Raw genomic sequence first — 17,245 nt, forward strand, 5'->3', positions numbered from 1 at the left:
GATGTGCGACGCTCCCGAATGCGGGCATCAGAATGATCCGCGTCGCGTTTCCCGATCGCGCAACTGGTCGGGGCCGTTCCGCAAGACGCCCGGACGGCTCGTCGGGATGGGTTTCATCCGCCTCTATCAGCTGACCTTGTCCAGTCTCATCGGCAATTCCTGCCGCCACATGCCGACCTGTTCGGAATACGGCTATGAAGCGATCGCGCGGCACGGTTTGTGGTCAGGCGGCTGGCTCACGCTGTTTCGCGTCGGCCGCTGCGGGCCGGGGGGCACCTGGGGCGTCGATCCGGTTCCTGAGGTGCTGCCCGTCGGCACCCATTGGTGGGCGCCGTGGTCCTTCTGGCGGATCGGTCGAAGGCATTAGCCGGAGGAGCGTTAAGCATGCCGATGCCGATGGAGTACCGACAGGCGTCACGCGATTTCGATGCCTTCATGGAAGACTTGCGCGATACCTCGATGCTGCAGACGACGCATCAGAGCTACACGATGCTGCAGGGCGTGTTTCAGGTGTTCCGCCGTCGGCTGACGACGAAGCAGGCTCTCGCCTTCGCCGACATGTTGCCACCGGTTCTTCGGGCGTTGTTCGTCAGCGACTGGGACGTCGAAGAGCCGCGCCTGCCGTTCGGCACGCTGCCGGAGATGACCCGCGAGGTCAAAGCGCTGCGTCCCGACCACAACTTCTCGACGGATACCGCGATCACCGACGTTGCCGCTGTGATGCGCCGCCATGTCGACCTCCCCGCGTTCGAGGCGGTGCTTGCGGAATTGCCGCCGGGGGCGAAGCAGTTCTGGACGGCGTGACGGGTCAACAAAACCTTTACTCACAGGCTGTTTCGGATTATCACGCGGCCCGTTGATAGCCGGCTGCGCCGGCCTTTTTTTACCACCCGCATTCGTTGGCGGGACTGGATAAGGAGCAAACCATGTCTGAATCCGTTTCCCTTACATTTCCCGATGGTTCCGTCCGTGCGTTTCCCGCCGGCACCACCGGTCGTGACGTCGCCGAATCGATCTCCAAGTCGCTCGCCAAGAAGGCCGTTGCCATCGCGCTCGACGGCGCATTGCGCGACCTTGCCGATCCGATCGAGAACGGCGCCATCGAGATCGTCACCCGTACCGATCCGCGCGCGCTCGAGCTGATCCGCCACGACGCAGCGCATGTCATGGCAGAGGCCGTGCAGGAGCTCTGGCCCGGCACGCAGGTGACCATCGGCCCGGTGATCGAGAACGGCTTTTATTACGATTTCAAGCGCGTCCATCCGGACACCCGCGAGGACTGGCCCTTCACGCCCGAAGATCTCCCGAAGATCGAAAAGAAGATGAAGGAGATCATCCAGAAGAACGCCGCCTTCACCAAGGAAGTGTGGTCGCGTGACAAGGCGCGTGACGTGTTCGCCGACAAGGGCGAGGCCTACAAGGTCGAGCTGGTCGATGCGATCCCGGAAGGCCAGGACCTGAAGATCTACAAGCAGGGCGACTGGTTCGACCTCTGCCGCGGCCCGCACATGGCGTCGACCGGCCAGATCGGTACCGCCTTCAAGCTGATGAAGGTTGCGGGCGCCTACTGGCGTGGCGATTCCACCCGGCCGATGCTGACCCGCATCTACGGGACGGCCTGGGCCGAGCAGGAACAGCTCGACAACTACCTGCACGTCCTCGCCGAGGCCGAGAAGCGCGACCATCGCAAGATCGGCCGCGAAATGGACCTCTACCACTTCCAGGAGGAAGGGCCGGGCGTGGTATTCTGGCACGGCAAGGGCTGGCGCATGTTCCAGACGCTGTCGTCCTACATGCGTCGCCGGCTGTCCGGGACGTACCAGGAAGTCAACGCACCCCAGGTGCTCGACAAGTCGCTGTGGGAAACCTCCGGTCACTGGGGCTGGTATCAGGAGAACATGTTCGCGGTGAAATCCGCCCATGCCTTCACCCATCCCGACGACGAGGAGGCCGACCAGCGCGTCTTCGCGTTGAAGCCGATGAACTGCCCGGGTCACGTGCAGATCTTCAAGCATGGCCTGAAGTCCTATCGCGACATGCCTGTGCGTCTCGCCGAATTTGGTCTTGTTCATCGCTACGAGGCGTCGGGTGCGCTTCACGGCCTGATGCGCGTGCGTGGCTTCACGCAGGACGATGCGCACGTCTTCTGCACCGAAGAGCAGATGGCGGCGGAGTGCCTGCGCATCAACGACCTCATTCTCTCGGTCTACGAGGACTTCGGCTTCCAGGAAGTCGTGGTGAAGCTCTCGACCCGTCCGGAAAAGCGCGTCGGCTCTGACGAACTCTGGGATCGCGCCGAGGCCGTGATGATGGAGGTTCTGAAGACCATCGAGGAACAGTCCGGCGGACGCATCAAGACCGGCATCCTGCCGGGCGAGGGCGCTTTCTACGGTCCGAAGTTCGAATATACCCTGAAGGATGCGATCGGCCGTGACTGGCAGTGCGGCACCACGCAGGTCGACTTCAACCTGCCGGAACGCTTCGGTGCCTTCTACATCGACCAGAATTCGGAAAAGAAGCAGCCGGTGATGATCCATCGGGCGATCTGCGGCTCGATGGAGCGTTTCCTCGGTATCCTGATCGAGAACTTCGCCGGTCACATGCCGCTGTGGTTCGCGCCGACGCAGGTGGTTGTTGCGACAATCACCTCGGAGGCCGATGCCTATGGCCAGGACGTGGCGGACGCGTTGCGCGATGCTGGCTTGCAGGTCGAGACCGACTTCCGCAACGAGAAGATCAACTACAAGGTCCGCGAGCATTCGGTGACCAAGGTTCCGGTGATCATCGTCTGCGGCAAGCGCGAGGCGGAAGAGCGCACCGTCAACATCCGCCGGCTGGGCTCCCAGGACCAGGTATCCATGACGCTCGACGAGGCGATCTCTTCGCTGAGCTTCGAGGCGACGCCCCCGGACCAGAAGCGCCGGCTTGCCGCCCGGGCAGCAAAGGCTTGATGCACATCAACGACAGGGCCGGTTCTTTCCGGCCCTGTCAGACTACTGTCATCTTGTTGTTATACGGCGATCGCCAGCGTGAAGGATGACGGCGTCGACGGCGGGGGATCAAGTGCGTTTCGAAGAACTGACCTATGCCAACGAGCGGGACCCGCGCCTCAAGCGCTGGTTCATCCGTTCGATCGAGGGATTGTCGGGCAGGGACCGTTTCGCGCGCCTCTACGACATCTGGCGCAAGGACATCGTCGGCAAGACCGACCGGGTCTTCGGCAAGATGCTGGATCTCATCGACGTGACGCTCAGCGTCCAGGGCAACTGGCCTCCCTCTGAACTGCCCGCGGGCCCGATCGTCATCGTGGCAAACCATCCTTTCGGCATCGGTGATGGCATCGCAGTGCTCGCCCTTGCCGAACAGCTCGGGCGACCCTTCCGGGTGCTGATCAACAACGAACTCCTGAAGGTGCCGGAGATGGCGCCTTATTCGCTGGCCGTCTCCTTCGAGGAGACCAAGGAAGCGATGGCCATCAACATGAAGACCCGCCATGAAGCGGTCCGCCTGTTGAAGGAAGGGGTGACGATCGTGGTGTTTCCTGCCGGCGGTGTCGCCACCGCCAAGAAGGGTTTCGGCCGCGCAGAAGACCTGCCGTGGAAGATCTTTCCGGCAAAACTCATCCAGTCGGCGGGAGCAAACGTCATTCCCGTGTTTTTCGAGGGGCAGAACGGCCGGCTGTTCCATATTGCCAGCAAGCTGTCCCTGACGCTGCGCATCTCGCTCCTGATTCGCGAGTTCCGTCGTCTCTCGGGCTCGACGATCACCGCGCGTCTCGGTCCCGTCATGTGCTGGGATGACCTGCGCCAGATCAGCGACCGCAAGGAATTGCTGCTCAAACTTTATGACGCCGTCTTCGCCATGGCGCCCGTTCGCCGCCGCAAGCGGCTCAGGAAGCTCGAACCGGCGTTGTGAGCCGGCTACTCACTGCGTGAGCAGTACCTCGACATCCGTGTTGCGGCCCGCGGTGACGACAAAATCCTTCTGGTAGATCTTGTCCTTGTTGCGGGCGACGGCGGAATACTCGCCTTCGGCCAGCACCATGACCGGGAAGGCGCTGACGCTTTCGGCCACGATGTCGCCCGACGAGGTCAGGACGGACCAAGCGGTGTCGGCGATCGCCTCACCGCCGGGCTCGGAGACGAGCTTGAGGTTGATCTGCGAGGCGCGGTGCTGGATCGTCGCTTCCGTCAGCTTGCCTGCCTCGACCTTGATGTTGGCGCGCACCACCGCATTCACCGAACCGTATTCGGAGACGATGTGATAGGTGCCGGTGTTCAGCCTCACGATGGTATTCGGTGCAACGTCGGCGATGACGAGGCCCCGTTCGCCGTCGTCCTGGACTTCCGAGGAATAGACGTCGAATTTCAGGTCCTTGGCCGGAATTCCGGTATCGGAGCCGGAGACGGCATTCAGCACGACACCGCCGGCATCGAGCACAAGCACCTGTTTTTCGACTTCGCCTTCGCGCGGCACCATCAGCTTCTTGGTGGCGCCGGCGCGGCCGAAGGAAACGTTGACAAAATAGTCGCCGGGCTCGAGCTGGAAGTCAGCGGAACCGCCCTCTGCGCTTGCAAGCAAGGGAAGCTTGCCGTCGTCACCGGGAATTGGGCTGAAGACGCGCCAGGACAGGCCCTGCTGCATCGGTTCGCCGTCATTGGTGAGCTTGGCCTCGAGGCTCACATTGCGCACCGTCGATTGCTCAAACGTAGCGCCGAGATTGGGCGAGAACGCATTGAGCTTCGGCATCTTGACGGAGCTGTCGAGCTGCTTGAATGCCTTGAAGGCGTCTTCGCCGCGTGCAGGTGCAAACGCGATCACCGTCGACACCACCACGAAGACGAAGCGGACAGTGTTTTTATGGCCGTTCATGAATGACACAACAGGTTGACTTCCTCACCAATGGCAGCAACTTCAATCCGAATGCGATGGCAATTTCAAGACGTCGTGACCGCAAGACCAGCCGTGAAAGTATTCGAAAATGAAAAATGATATCAAACTCGTCGACTATCTCGCCGTTCGCCGCTCGATTCCGGCCTTCCAGATGTGCGAGCCCGGTCCGTCGACCGCCGAGATCGAGGAGATTCTCACGCTTGCCGTGCGCGTGCCTGACCATGGCAAGCTGGCGCCGTGGCGCTTCGTGGTCTATCGCGGCGAGGAGCGGGTGAGGATCGGCGAGGCGCTTCTCGCCATGGCGCTGGAGAAGAACCCGGAGCTCTCCGAAGAGATGATCAGCGTGGAGCGCACGCGCTTCACCCGGGCGCCGGTGGTGATCGGCGTGATCAGCAAGGCCGGCCCGCATTTGAAGATCCCGGAATGGGAACAGCTGATGTCGGCGGGTGCGGTCTGCCTCAACCTGTTGATGGCCGCCAATGCCGTCGGCTACGTTTCGAACTGGCTCACCGAGTGGTTCGCCTATGACGAGCGTGCCTATCCGCTGCTCGGCGTCATGCCGGGCGAGAAGGTCGCGGGCTTCATCCATGTCGGTTCGACGACTTTCCCCGCCACGGAGCGCCCGCGTCCGGCGCTTGCCGATGTCGTGACCTGGGTCGGCGAGGCCTGATGTTTTACGAGACGCGCGACAATCGCCATGGGTTGGCCCATGATCCGTTCAAGGCGATCGTCGCGCCGCGTCCCATCGGATGGATTGGCACGAAGGGCAGGAACGGTTCGTTCAACCTGTCGCCCTATTCCTTCTTCAACGCCGTCAGCGATCACCCCAAGATCGTGATGTTCTCGTCGAGCGGTCGCAAGGACACGCTGCGCAATGCCGAGGAGACCGGCGCGTTCACGACGAACTTCGTCAGCGCCGATCTGCTTTTGCAGATGAACGCGTCCTCGGTGGCCGTGGCTTACGGAACCGACGAATTCGCGATTGCCGGCCTGACGCGCATGCCCGGACGGCTGGTCGAGGCGCCCTATGTCGGGGAGGCCTGTGCGGTGCTCGAATGCCGGGTCACCGAAATCGTCACGCTGAAGACCATCGAGGGAGAGCTGTCGGACAGTCATGTGGTGTTCGGCCAGGTGGTCGGCATTCACATCGACGAAAGGGCCATCCGGGAAGGTCGCTTTGACGCGGCCCTGGCACGGCCGGTCACGCGGATGGGCTATATGGACTATGCGGAAATCCAGCCGGTCTTCGAACTACTGCGTCCCAAGGCGCCTGTGGTGCGCGATCAGGAATAGGCATCGGCGATTGACCTGAGGTGGCTGGGATTGCTCGTCAGCAGGGCGGAAAAACCGTCTGCCCGGGCCTTGTTGCAGGCCTCCGGCAGGTCGTCACCGGAAAGGCTCGGATCGAGCCAGTCGATGGCGGGAACGCCGGCTGCGGCTGCAGCCAGCACGGTCAATCCTCCCGTGAGAGGCTCATGCTGCCGGTCGGAGAAAAGCGATTGGGCAAGGCGATCCGTATTGCGGCCCAGCGCTGCCAGCCGCCGCGATTTTCCGGCAAAGCTGGAGGATGCGAGCAGGCCGGCGGCATTGTCCCCGCACATTCCGATGATGGCCGTCATGCCCGCCTCGAGACCGGCCACGGCTTCCGCAACCGACAGGGCGACATCGATGCGCTGCAATTCCGATCCGTTCGAAAGACCCGTCACGATGACCCCAGCCGGCCGCTTGCCGAACGCAACCGGCAGACAGGTGTCCAGCGTTTCGTGATCGAGCGCCGCGCTGAGGAGAATCAGTCCCGCAGTATCTGGTGATTGACCGCGAAGGTCGGCCAGCCTTTCAGCTGCGTGCCGGAAGCTATCGAGATCATCTCCCACGGGAATTGCAACGGCTTGAAGGCCTTCGGCAGCCGGCAACGCTGCCGAGGCGTCCTCTATCAGCAGGATTGCGCGGATCTCTCGTCCGGAAAGGGTCGGTGCAGGCTGACGGGGCAAGGGCGTATCCCTCGGTTAATGAATATGGTGAACCAATTCTTAAACGTTTTGCCGCTAGCGTGAAACCGTGGTCGCATGACCACGCGTGGCACTTCTCGCTCGGGTTGGGTTTTTCAAAGTGATCGTTGCGGCTTTTCTTCGGTGGGTGGAAACGGCAAAGGCGGGGGACCGTGCGCGAGCAGCCAATGCGTTGGCCCGCGCTTACCTCAGATCCGCAATGGCGCCGGCCGAACGGCAGGCGGCCCATGTGGCGATGACCTATCTGCTGGACGATCCATCGCCCCGTGTGCGCATGGCGCTGGCCGAGGCGCTGGCGTCTTCTTCTGAAGCGCCGCGGGCCCTCATGGTGTCGCTCGCCGACGACCAGCCGGAAATCGCCTCGCTGCCGATCCTTCACTCTCCCGTTCTTGCCGATTCGGATCTCGTCGATCTTGCCGGTCGCGGCAGCGCGGCGACGCGTGCACTGATCGCCGCCCGTCCTTCGCTCTCTCGGGGCGTCGCCGCTGCCCTGGCCGAGGTCGGGGATGCGGAGGAAGTGGCCGTACTCCTTGAAAATGCCAGCGCCTCCATCGCCAGACTGACCTTGCGCCGCATTGCCGAGCGTCATGGTCGTAGCGAGCAGGTGCGTGCGCTGCTGCTTGATCGCGAGGACCTGCCGGCGCCCGTTCGTCAGCTTCTCGTGCAGTTCGTCACCGAAGCCCTGACGGGTTGCGGCCTGGTGCGCGCGGCGATCGGCACGCGTCGCATCGACCGGATTACCCGCGAAGCAGGGACCGCGGCGACCATCGCGATCCTCGGCACGATTTCCGCCGACGAATTGCCGGCTCTCGTCGAGCAACTGCGCGCGGACGGTCGGCTGACGCCGGCTTTCCTGATGCATGCACTCTGCGTCGGGCGTACCGACTTCTTTGCCACGGCGCTCGTGTCGCTGTCGGGTCTCGAAGAGCGACGGGTGCGTTCGATCCTGGCGACAGCCCGGTTCCATGCGGTCAGGGCTCTTCTCGAATCGATCGGGCTCGCCCGGGATGTCAGTGCGGTCTTCGTCGAGGCCGTCATGCTCTGGCGGAATGCTGCGCATGCCTCGGTCGGTGCTGAGCTGGACAACATCGCGGCCCTGCTCATCGAACGCCAACGCAGCCTCGGCTCACCGTCGGCTGCTGCCGCAGAACTCATGGAGATGGTCGAGAAGCTCTCGATGGCGGAAGAACGCCGCCGTGCCCGGGACTACGCGACCGGACTTGCGCTCGTCGCCTGAGGCGAACGGAACCTATTGGCGCGAGATTTTCTTGGCGACCCAGGAATAGCTGTCGGAGACGACATGCAGCGGGGTCTCGAACACCATCTTGATGTCGTCCGTGTCGGGAAGAACCTTGCGGATCTTCGAGACGGCGCGCGCGGCCAGCGATTGGCGTTCTTCCTCTGGCAGGGTCGCGGCGGGGCCGGGGAGCGGCGCCGGCGTCGGGACCGTTTCGGCAGGCAGCTGCGCGCCGGCGGGCGGTGCGGGGATTTCCGCGGCCTTATCCTCCGGCGGCTGGCAGACGGCGACGACCGTCGGATAGCTGACGCTCGAATAACCTTCGAGGACCCGTTCGGATGCCGCGTCGCAGAGTTCGACCGAGACAAAGTGCTCCTGGGCGGTCGCGACGTAGTGGCAGTTGGTGACGGTGTCGTCGCAACCGAGGATGGTCATTACGATGAGCGCTGTCTGCATGGGGCGGTCCGGATGATCTTGGGATGGCGGCGGGAGCCTTTTGAAACAGAGGATTGCAGCCAAAGCAAGACGGTGGAGACACGCGCATCGCGTCCTTGACGCAACAAAGCCGGGGCCCCCAATGTTACCGGATCCGACACCAGCTAGAGGCAGAACACCTTGTCCGTATCCATCACCCGTGAACCGCCGCGCCAAACGGCCGTGTTGCGGCTGCTCACGCAGTCCGATGCCTATATGGCGAGCCTCTATCCGGCCGAGAGCAATCATCTGGTCGACGTGTCGTCGCTCGAGCGACCCGAGGTCTCCTTTCTGGTCGCCCGCCATGCCGGCGAAATCGTTGGTTGCTGCGCTCTCGTTGCCAGTGGGGACGGCACGGCCGAGATCAAGCGATTGTTCGTCGATCCCGCCGCCCGTGGACTATCGATTGGCCGGCTCCTGATGGAGGCCATCGAAGAGGAGGGGCGAAGACTGGGTTTCTCCGCTATCCGCCTGGAGACGGGGACGCTGCAGCCGGAGGCGATCGGCCTCTACCGACGCTTCGGCTATGTCGAGATCGCCCCCTTCGGCAGCTATCAGCCCGATCCGCTCAGCCTGTTCATGGAGAAGCGGCTGAGCGCATGAGCGCCCTTTAGACCATGCGTCAGAACTGGCGCGAGAGGTCGAGGCTAAAGCGCTGGTTCTGTAGGCCACCCGGATCGATGGTCGCGCTGTAGCCGCCCCTGAGCGTGGCCGCGCGGCCCGATGCGACGGTCACGCCAAGGCCGACGGTCACGCGGTTGCGGCTGGTGCTTTCCCCAGGGATGACATAGTCGATCGGCCAGCCGTCCTCGGCATAGGTGACGACCGTCTCGCTAGTGTCGAGGAAGTCATGCGAGAAATCGAGCGTCAGTTCGGGGGTGACGGTCAAGTCGTCGACGTCGATGTCGTAGCCAACGGAAAAACCGAGCGTCGCGGTCAGGCTGTCGATCTCCTGGCGTCCCAGAAGGGCATTTTCCCAGTCGGCACCCGTTTCGGTCACGCTGTCTAGCACCGAACGCGAGCCGGACAGCCGCCCGTATGTTGAGAGAGACAGGTCGCCGTTTTTCAGGTCGTATCCACCGGTCACGGCCGCAAACACCTGACGGCCGGTCCTTTCGGCTTCTGCCTCGGCTCCGTTTTCTGCAGTGATCCGCAACGAATCGAAGTCGAGGAGGCCGACACCGGCCAGGCCGTCGACGAAGAACCCGTCGCCGGGTTGATACAACGCGTATAGGGTTGCGCTCATGGCACTGTTGCGGCTGGTCGTGCCGTCGCTGCCGATATCGGTCCGGTCGCGCGCGTAGCCGATGGCGACGCCGCCGATGACCGTGTCGGTCAATCGGTAGTCGAGGCCGCCGGTAAGCGCGACGGTGGCGTAGTCGAAGGCACTTTCCCCATTCAGGGTCTCGCTGTCGCCGAGACTGATCGATCCTGCCGTCCAGAAGGCGAGATCACCATTGGCGATCGGCGAGCAGCCGGCATTGGCGCTGACTGGCGCGGCACCGTCACCGTCGTCGCCGAGAGCGATGGAGAGGTTGTTCACAAGGCATGCCTTGCCCCGCAGTGACTTCATGTGATCCGCGACATTGTCGATCTGGCTCTCGGCCAGCCGCTTGGCCGCCGTTGCCTGGGCCCGGACGAGGCCGACCATGTCGGCGTCGTCGTTCAGCACCGGGCGGGCACTGACAAGGAGGGTGACCGAGGCGGGCGCGGAGGTGCCGGCGGCGCTGGTCAACGTGTAGGTGGCGACAGCAGTGCCGGTGTAGGTCGGGCTTGCCTTGAACTGGAGGCGATATCGCCCCGACGTCATCGCTGCTGCAAAGGCGGCAGGTCCGCTCGACGCGGCAGTGTCGCCGAGGGTGATGATCGCGGTGCCGGCCGATGGCGGCGACAACGAGACCAACGTGGCACCGGTGAACGGACCGCCGGTCGCGCCGTCGGTAAGGTCGATGGTGACGGTGCCGCCCGACGCCGTTGCCGTCGTCACGGTCGGAGCAACGGGAAGGGCCTCATCGACCGAGAGGGTGATGCTTGCCGACGTCGATGCGCCGTAGGCATCGGTCGCCGTCACCGTCAGCGCGAAGCTACCGTTTTCCGTTGGTGTGCCGGAAAGCGTTCCAGACGACGGATCGAAGAGCAACCCGTCGGGCAGGGTGCCGCTCATCGAATACTCGTAGGGTGCGGTACCGTTGGCCGCAGAAAATGTCTGGGAAGACGCTTCGCCCGCGCGGAGCGTCAGCGTGCCGGTCGGAGACATCGCGAGGGTGGGCTGCGTGACGGTTATGGTCACCGTGGCCGGGGCGGAGGTGCCGCTGGCATTGGTGGCGGTATAGGTGAAGCTGTCCGAACCGGAGTAGCCGGTGGTCGGGGTGTAGGTAATCGAGGTGCCGCTTGCCGTTGCCGTACCGTGGCCCGGGGCGCTTGCAATCGCAACGGTGCTGGCCGTTCCGCCGGTAATCGAGAGGGCGACGCTGTTGCCGCTGCTGTTGGCAGAGACCGTCGTCGTAACATCGCCGGCGACGGGCGCTGCGATGGCGACCGCCAGCGTGTAGCTCTGGCCTCCGGCTGCACCATAGTGGTCGGTGGCTGTCACGGTGAACGTCGCGTTTTGCTCGGCCGTGGGGGTACCGGAGAGAGTGCCGCCGGTGGAAAGCGTCAGGCCGTCGGGCAGGGAGCCTGATGTCACGGCGAAGGTGTAGGGAGCCGTGCCGTTCGCAGCGGTGAGTGTCTGGCTATAGGCGACGGCGGCGGTGCCAGCTGGAAGCGTGGAGGGTGAGATGGCGACCGTCGGGGCGGTGACCGTCACTGTCACCGTGGCGGCGGTGGAGGTGCCGCTGGCGTTCGTCGCCGTATAGGTAAAGCTGTCCGAACCCGAATAGCCGGCCGTTGGGGTATAGGTGATTGTCGTGCCGCTGGCCGTTGCTGTTCCGTGGCTGGCCGCGCTTGAGACGGCGACGCTGGAGGCCGTTCCTCCGGAGAGCGAGAGGGTGATGCTGTTGTTGGTGCTGTTCGCGGCGACCGTTGCATTGACGTTGCCGGCGACGGGCGGCGCGATTGCAACGACAAGATCGTAGCCCTGCGTTCCTGTCGCGCCGTAGATGTCCTGCACAATGACCGTGAAGGAGCTCGTTCCGTGTTGCGTCGGGGTTCCTGAAAGTATCCCGCCATCTGTCAGGTTCAGTCCCGCCGGGAGACTGCCGCTAACGATCCAGAAGCGATTGAGCGGCCCGCCCAGCGAATAGCCGAGAGGCTCCGAGTAGGATTGGCCGACAACACCATCCGGCAAACCGGACGGCGTGATCACCAAGGTCGGCGCGGTCACCGTTACGTAGACGGTTGCTGTCGATGAAAGCCCCGAGGCGCTGTCCGTGACCGTGTAGGTGAAGCTGTCCGCACCGGAATAGCCGGCGGCTGGGGTGTAGCTGGCGGTGGAGCCGGAGAGGCTGGTCGTACCATGGCCTGCCGTGGACACTGTCGAGACCTGTTCGGTTCCGGATACAGTGAAGGAGATCGAGTTATTGCTGCTGTTGGCCGCCACGGTTATAGAGAGATCGGAAGCGGAGGGGGCCACTCTCAACGTCATCGACTGGCTAGACGAGTATCCAGCGGCATTCAAGGCTTGATAGGTGAACGTCCAGCTCCCCGTCGCGGTCGGTGTACCCGATATGGTGCCCGAGGAACTGTCAAGATTGAGCCCGGGTGGCAGTGTGCCGCCGGAAAGAGAATAGGTCACGGCACTCGAACTCGCAGTGAACGACGCGGTAACCGTCTGGCTGTAGGCGACACCCTTCGTGGCGTTTGCCCATGTGCTCGCAGAGAACGTGACCTTGGGGATCACGCTGATGTAGACTGTACTGGTAAACGTCGATCCGTTCTGGCGTGTGACCTTGTAGCTGTAGCTGTCGCTGCCGATGTAGTTGGTATTCGGCGTGTAGATGTCTTCATCGATAGCAATGCCTGGCGCCAAGGTGCCGTGAAAGTCGGCCGGGTAAATGTAGTCGATCTGATACCAGTCGCTTTCCATGCCTAACGTGATAGAGACGGCTTCGTTGGCGTGTGTGGTTACGTATCTATCCGCAGAGCTTGCCGAGCTGACGGCCACGCCGATCAGAAGCCCCAGGGCAAGGCCCAGGCTGCGAATCCACAACCTGATCGCGCCTGCAGTCGTGCCCATGCCTGCCTCCGTGTGAACCGGTTCACGCGGGTCAGACCTGGTTCTGCTGCCCCCGTTGGGGAGGTCCTTACAACCCGATCGCTGCAGGTGTTCGGCCAAAACTGGTCGCAAGGCGAACTATCATCGGCCAATCTTGGTTTCATGGGGCGTGGGGTTTCCGGGCGCAACGCGCGCCGGATGAGGCATTACGGTGCGACCGAACGGTTCGGCACACTGCGACCGCCTGCTTCTTTCTGTGAGACGACGGCCCCTAAGAATCGCACGTCGGCGTCAGATGTCGAGGTTCTCGGCGAAAGCGGCCTGATCCTGGATGAAGCGGAAGCGGGCTTCGGGCTTCGTGCCCATCAGGGCCTCCACCGCGTCGCGCGTGCCTTCGAAATCGACCTCGTCGATTGCCACTCTCAACAGTGTGCGGAGGGCCGGATCCATGGTGGTTTCCTTCAACTGCGCGGGCATCATCTCGCCCAGGCCTTTGAACCGGCCGATCTCGACCTTCTTGCCCTTGAAGACGGTTTCCATCAGCTCGGCACGGTGGGCGTCGTCGCGCGCATAGACGGTCTTGGCGCCCTGGCGGATGACGTAGAGCGGCGGAACTGCGAGATAGAGGTGCTGGCCGCGGATCAGCTCCGGCATTTCCTGGTAGAAGAAGGTGATCAGCAGCGAGGCGATGTGGGCGCCGTCGACGTCGGCATCGGTCATGACGATGATGCGTTCGTAGCGAAGGTCTTCCTCGCGGTATTTCGACCGCGTCCCGCAGCCGAGCGCCTGGATGAGGTCGGCGATCTGCTGGTTGGCCATCAGCTTCTCGCGGCTGGCCGAGCCGACGTTGAGGATCTTGCCGCGCAGCGGCAGGATCGCCTGGTTGGCGCGGTTGCGGGCCTGCTTGGCCGAGCCGCCTGCCGAGTCACCTTCGACGATGAAAAGTTCAGCGCCTTCGGCGGTGTTCTGGGCGCAATCGGCGAGCTTCCCGGGCAGGCGCAGCTTGCGCACGGCGGTCTTGCGATTGACTTCCTTTTCCTTGCGGCGACGCAGGCGTTCTTCCGCGCGCTCGATCACCCAGTCGAGCAGCTTGGCCGCTTCGTTGGGGTTGTCGGCAAGATAGTGGTCGAAGGGATCGCGCAGCGCGTTTTCGACGATTCGCTGGGCCTCCGTCGTCGCCAGCTTGTCCTTGGTCTGGCCGACGAATTCCGGTTCGCGTATGAAGACCGACAGCATGCCAACGGCGGAAATCATCACGTCGTCGGTGGTGATGTCCTTGGCGCGCTTGTTCTGCGTCAGTTCTGCATAGTTCTTCAGGCCCTTGAGCAGCGCGATGCGGAGCCCCGCCTCATGCGTTCCGCCTTCCGGGGTCGGGATGGTGTTGCAGTAGGAATGGACCGCGGGATCGCCGCCATACCAGGTCACCGCCCATTCGAGTGCGCCGTGACCGCCCGTCTTTTCCGTCTTGCCGGAGAAGATTTCGCGCGTAACGGTGAATTCCTTGCCGAGCGTGGCGGCCAGATAATCCTTCAATCCGCCAGGGAAATGGAAGACGGCCTTTTCCGGGATGTCGCCACCTTCCGGCACCATTCCCGGATCGCAGGACCAGCGGATTTCGACGCCACCGAACAGGTAGGCCTTGGACCGCGCCATACGGAAGATCCGGCCCGGATCGAATTTAGCATGGTCGCCGAAGATCTGCGGATCGGGATGGAAACGCACGCGGGTGCCGCGACGATTGTGGACTTCGCCCAGTTCTTCGAGCCCGCCCTGCGGCACGCCGCGCGAGAAGGTCTGACGGTAGAGCTTGCGATTGCGCGCGACCTCGACCTCGAGCAGGTCCGAAAGCGCGTTGACGACCGAGACGCCGACACCGTGCAGACCGCCCGACGTCTCGTAGGCCTTGCCGTCGAACTTGCCGCCTGCGTGCAGCTTGGTCATGATCACTTCGAGCGTCGACTTGCCGGGAACCTGCGGGTGCAGTTCGACCGGGATACCGCGCCCGTTGTCGGTCACCGTCAGGAAGCCGGCGGTGTCCAGGTGAACGTCGATGAAATTGGCGTGTCCCGCGACGGCTTCGTCCATCGAGTTGTCGATGACTTCGGCGAACAGGTGATGCAGCGCCTTCTCGTCGGTGCCACCGATATACATGCCGGGGCGCATGCGGACCGGTTCAAGGCCTTCGAGGACGCGGATGGAGGATGCGCCGTATTCGTCGCTGCCAGAGGTCGGCGCGGCAGGAACCGCCGCTGCGGTCGATGCTGCCGGAGCAGGGGATGCCGTCGGGCGTGCGGGCTCGGCTTTCGGTGTCGCGGCGGGCACGTCGCTATCAGCCGCCTTCGGTTCGAGCGGCAGTCCGGCGAAAAGATCGTTGTCGTCCATGGTGTCGTTCAATAATCTGTCCGTTGTATCGGCATGATCGCCTGGCCGGGGGCAAGTGCCTCATGCCCCCATCTCGCTTGCGATCCATTCACACTTGCGAATCGCCGGGATATTGCCAGAAAGGCGGGGCAGGCGCGACTTTGCCGGCAGGCTGCCGCGTATGGTTCGTCAAAGCTTTGCGTGTCCGTTCCGGCGAAGGCAAGGCTGCGACCGGAAGGAGACCCCGCTTCGATGCAGATGTCCACAGCTCATTTTCGTGCCGCGGCCGTCCTTGCCGCCCTGATCGTGGCGTCGTTGTCCGGTCGGGCCGATGCCCAGGCGCTTGCGCCGTTCAAGGACGAGCTCTTTTCCGCGCCGGCGATCCTTGAAAGCCGCGACGGGGGCGATTTCGAGATCATCGATTACCAGGAACTGCGCGACATCAACGGACGCGACCAGATCCCGGAGCGCAGGGTCAAGCAGAAGTATGTCGACCTCTCGGTGAAGCGTGAGCAGGTCAACGAAACGCTTCAACTCGCCTCCGGCCCTCTCGACGTGGCGCGTGTCGGGCCGGCGCAGGGGGCTGCTTTCACCGTCATCTTCATTCACGGCCGGGGCGGCGACCGGCGTCTCGGAGTCAACGACTTCTCCTTCGGCGGCAATTTCAACCGGCTGAAGAACCTCACGGTGAAGGGCGGCGGCGTCTACTATGCACCCTCCGTCTCGTCTTTTGATGCGTCGGGTGTGGCGGCGATCTCGTCGCTGATCGTCTATGCCGCCAGCCAGGCGCCGGGCCGGCCGGTGGTGTTGTCCTGCGCGTCGATGGGCAGTTTCATCTGCTGGGGCGTTGCCCGAGACGTCGCCGCCGTCGGCCAGCTCGCCGGGCTTGCCATCCTTGGCGGCGCCGCGGATCCGGATTTTACGAAGAGCGCCGCCTTCAAGGCGAGACTGCCGATTGCCTTCACCCATGGCAGCCGCGACACCGTCTATGCGGCGACCGATCAGGTCGCGCTCTACGAGCGGCTCCACAAGACCGGCTACCCGACCCGTTTCACTCTGTTCGAGACGGGTTCGCATGGCACGCCGGTGCGTATGAGCGACTGGCGGCAGATCCTCAATTGGCTTTTCGCGCGGGGGTAGAATCGCCTTGTGCAGCAGAATTCGCTAATAAATGCTGCAAATATGAGCCTGATTTTCACCATATCGCCCGATTTGGCGGCAAATTTCCCCGCCTGCGCTTTCCATCGGCGTGCCGATTTGCTACGTCCGGCCGAACGTAAGATGGGGTGGGTTTTGATCATGACGACACCGAATGTCCGTCCGCTTGTCGCGGGAAACTGGAAGATGAACGGCACGCGCGCCTCGCTTGACCAGATCAAGGCGATGGCAGAGGGCGTCAAGGGTCCGCTGTCGGAGAAGGTCGAAACGCTGATCTGCCCGCCCGCCACGCTGCTCTATGTCGCGACGGCCCTTTGCGACGATAGCCCGCTGGCGATCGGCGCGCAGGATTGCCACCAGAAGGCTGCGGGCGCCCATACCGGTGACATTTCGGCGGAGATGATCGCCGATTGCTTCGGTACCCATGTGATCGTCGGGCACTCCGAGCGTCGCACCGACCATGCCGAAACCGACCATCTGGTTCGGGCCAAGGCGGAGGCCGCCTATGCCGCCGAGCTGACCGCGATCATCTGCGTCGGCGAGACCGCCGATGAACGCAAGGGCGGCCAGACGCTCGACATCTTGAAGCGCCAGCTTGCCGGTTCCGTGCCGGATGCCGCGACCGCGGAGAACACGGTCATCGCCTATGAGCCGGTCTGGGCGATCGGCACGGGCCTGACGCCGACGGCCGCGGATGTCGCCGAAGCGCATGCCTTCATGCGCGGCGAACTCGTCAAGCGTTTTGGCGACGCCGGCGCAAAAATGCGCGTTCTCTACGGTGGTTCGGTGAAGCCGTCGAACGCCAAGGAACTGATGGGCGTTGCCAATGTCGACGGTGCGCTGATCGGTGGCGCCAGCTTGAAAGCCGAGGATTTCCTCGCCATATACCGCGCTTACGAAGAACTCACCGCCTGAAAAGGCGGGAAGGGGTCTTTCTTTGCCGATGCCTCTCATGTAAAG

General features: G+C 63.3%; 15 protein-coding genes. 10 read left to right on the forward strand and 5 right to left on the reverse strand.

Features of this window, described 5'->3' with window-relative positions; all coding sequences use genetic code 11:
* Window position 1: 1 nt before the first annotated feature.
* From yidD to ACX93L_RS05490, 4 genes are all read left to right on the forward strand, one after another.
* On the forward strand, window positions 2–367 hold the full coding sequence (gene yidD / locus ACX93L_RS05475) for a membrane protein insertion efficiency factor YidD (protein ID WP_459403882.1): 366 nt from the start codon (window positions 2–4) through the stop codon (window positions 365–367).
* Between the two features lie 17 nt (window positions 368–384).
* On the forward strand, window positions 385–804 hold the full coding sequence (locus tag ACX93L_RS05480) for a DUF2267 domain-containing protein (protein WP_414901307.1): 420 nt from the start codon (window positions 385–387) through the stop codon (window positions 802–804).
* A 122-nt stretch (window positions 805–926) separates the two neighbouring features.
* Window positions 927–2,951 (forward strand): threonine--tRNA ligase, encoded by a 2,025-nt coding sequence (gene thrS, locus ACX93L_RS05485; protein ID WP_459403883.1) that lies wholly within the window; start codon window positions 927–929, stop codon window positions 2,949–2,951.
* Window positions 2,952–3,063: 112 nt separating this feature from the next.
* On the forward strand, window positions 3,064–3,915 hold the full coding sequence (locus tag ACX93L_RS05490; RefSeq protein WP_459403884.1) for a lysophospholipid acyltransferase family protein: 852 nt from the start codon (window positions 3,064–3,066) through the stop codon (window positions 3,913–3,915).
* Between the two features lie 9 nt (window positions 3,916–3,924).
* Here the strand turns inward: ACX93L_RS05490 and ACX93L_RS05495 are convergent, their stop codons facing one another.
* Window positions 3,925–4,872, reverse strand: coding sequence for a hypothetical protein (locus ACX93L_RS05495; protein ID WP_459403885.1), 948 nt, complete (start codon window positions 4,870–4,872; stop codon window positions 3,925–3,927).
* Window positions 4,873–4,981: 109 nt separating this feature from the next.
* Between ACX93L_RS05495 and ACX93L_RS05500 the strand changes: the two genes are divergently transcribed.
* Entirely contained in the window at window positions 4,982–5,563 is a 582-nt protein-coding gene (locus tag ACX93L_RS05500; protein WP_459403886.1) for a nitroreductase family protein, read from the forward strand.
* A complete protein-coding gene (locus ACX93L_RS05505) occupies window positions 5,563–6,186 on the forward strand; it encodes a flavin reductase family protein (protein WP_459403887.1) in 624 nt (207 codons plus the stop codon). Before ACX93L_RS05500 ends, ACX93L_RS05505 begins: the two co-directional genes overlap by 1 nt.
* On the opposite strand, the gene ACX93L_RS05510 is transcribed toward ACX93L_RS05505, so the two are convergent.
* Window positions 6,177–6,884, reverse strand: a complete 708-nt coding sequence (locus tag ACX93L_RS05510; protein ID WP_459403888.1) for a hypothetical protein — start codon at window positions 6,882–6,884, stop codon at window positions 6,177–6,179. The genes ACX93L_RS05505 and ACX93L_RS05510 overlap by 10 nt on opposite strands.
* A gap of 118 nt (window positions 6,885–7,002) precedes the next feature.
* On the opposite strand from ACX93L_RS05510, the gene ACX93L_RS05515 reads away from it, so the two are divergent.
* The gene (locus ACX93L_RS05515) at window positions 7,003–8,139 is read left to right on the forward strand and encodes a DUF2336 domain-containing protein (protein WP_459403889.1); all 1,137 of its coding nucleotides are present in this window, start codon (window positions 7,003–7,005) and stop codon (window positions 8,137–8,139) included.
* Window positions 8,140–8,151: 12 nt separating this feature from the next.
* Here the strand turns inward: ACX93L_RS05515 and ACX93L_RS05520 are convergent, their stop codons facing one another.
* Entirely contained in the window at window positions 8,152–8,595 is a 444-nt protein-coding gene (locus ACX93L_RS05520; RefSeq protein WP_459403890.1) for a hypothetical protein, read from the reverse strand.
* 159 nt (window positions 8,596–8,754) lie between these two features.
* Here ACX93L_RS05520 and ACX93L_RS05525 point away from each other — a divergent pair, with 159 nt between their 5' ends.
* The gene (locus ACX93L_RS05525; protein WP_459403891.1) at window positions 8,755–9,216 is read left to right on the forward strand and encodes a GNAT family N-acetyltransferase; all 462 of its coding nucleotides are present in this window, start codon (window positions 8,755–8,757) and stop codon (window positions 9,214–9,216) included.
* A gap of 19 nt (window positions 9,217–9,235) precedes the next feature.
* On the opposite strand, the gene ACX93L_RS05530 is transcribed toward ACX93L_RS05525, so the two are convergent.
* Both ACX93L_RS05530 and parE read right to left on the reverse strand, forming a co-directional pair.
* On the reverse strand, window positions 9,236–12,787 hold the full coding sequence (locus tag ACX93L_RS05530) for a putative Ig domain-containing protein (RefSeq protein ID WP_459403892.1): 3,552 nt from the start codon (window positions 12,785–12,787) through the stop codon (window positions 9,236–9,238).
* A gap of 270 nt (window positions 12,788–13,057) precedes the next feature.
* Window positions 13,058–15,148 (reverse strand): DNA topoisomerase IV subunit B, encoded by a 2,091-nt coding sequence (parE, locus tag ACX93L_RS05535; protein ID WP_459404151.1) that lies wholly within the window; start codon window positions 15,146–15,148, stop codon window positions 13,058–13,060.
* Window positions 15,149–15,379: 231 nt separating this feature from the next.
* On the opposite strand from parE, the gene ACX93L_RS05540 reads away from it, so the two are divergent.
* Window positions 15,380–16,267, forward strand: coding sequence for an alpha/beta hydrolase (locus ACX93L_RS05540; RefSeq protein WP_459403893.1), 888 nt, complete (start codon window positions 15,380–15,382; stop codon window positions 16,265–16,267).
* Window positions 16,268–16,426: 159 nt separating this feature from the next.
* Window positions 16,427–17,200, forward strand: a complete 774-nt coding sequence (gene tpiA, locus ACX93L_RS05545; RefSeq protein ID WP_459403894.1) for a triose-phosphate isomerase — start codon at window positions 16,427–16,429, stop codon at window positions 17,198–17,200.
* Window positions 17,201–17,245: the final 45 nt, after the last annotated feature.

The sequence above is a fragment of the Rhizobium sp. CAU 1783 genome (assembly GCF_054551725.1).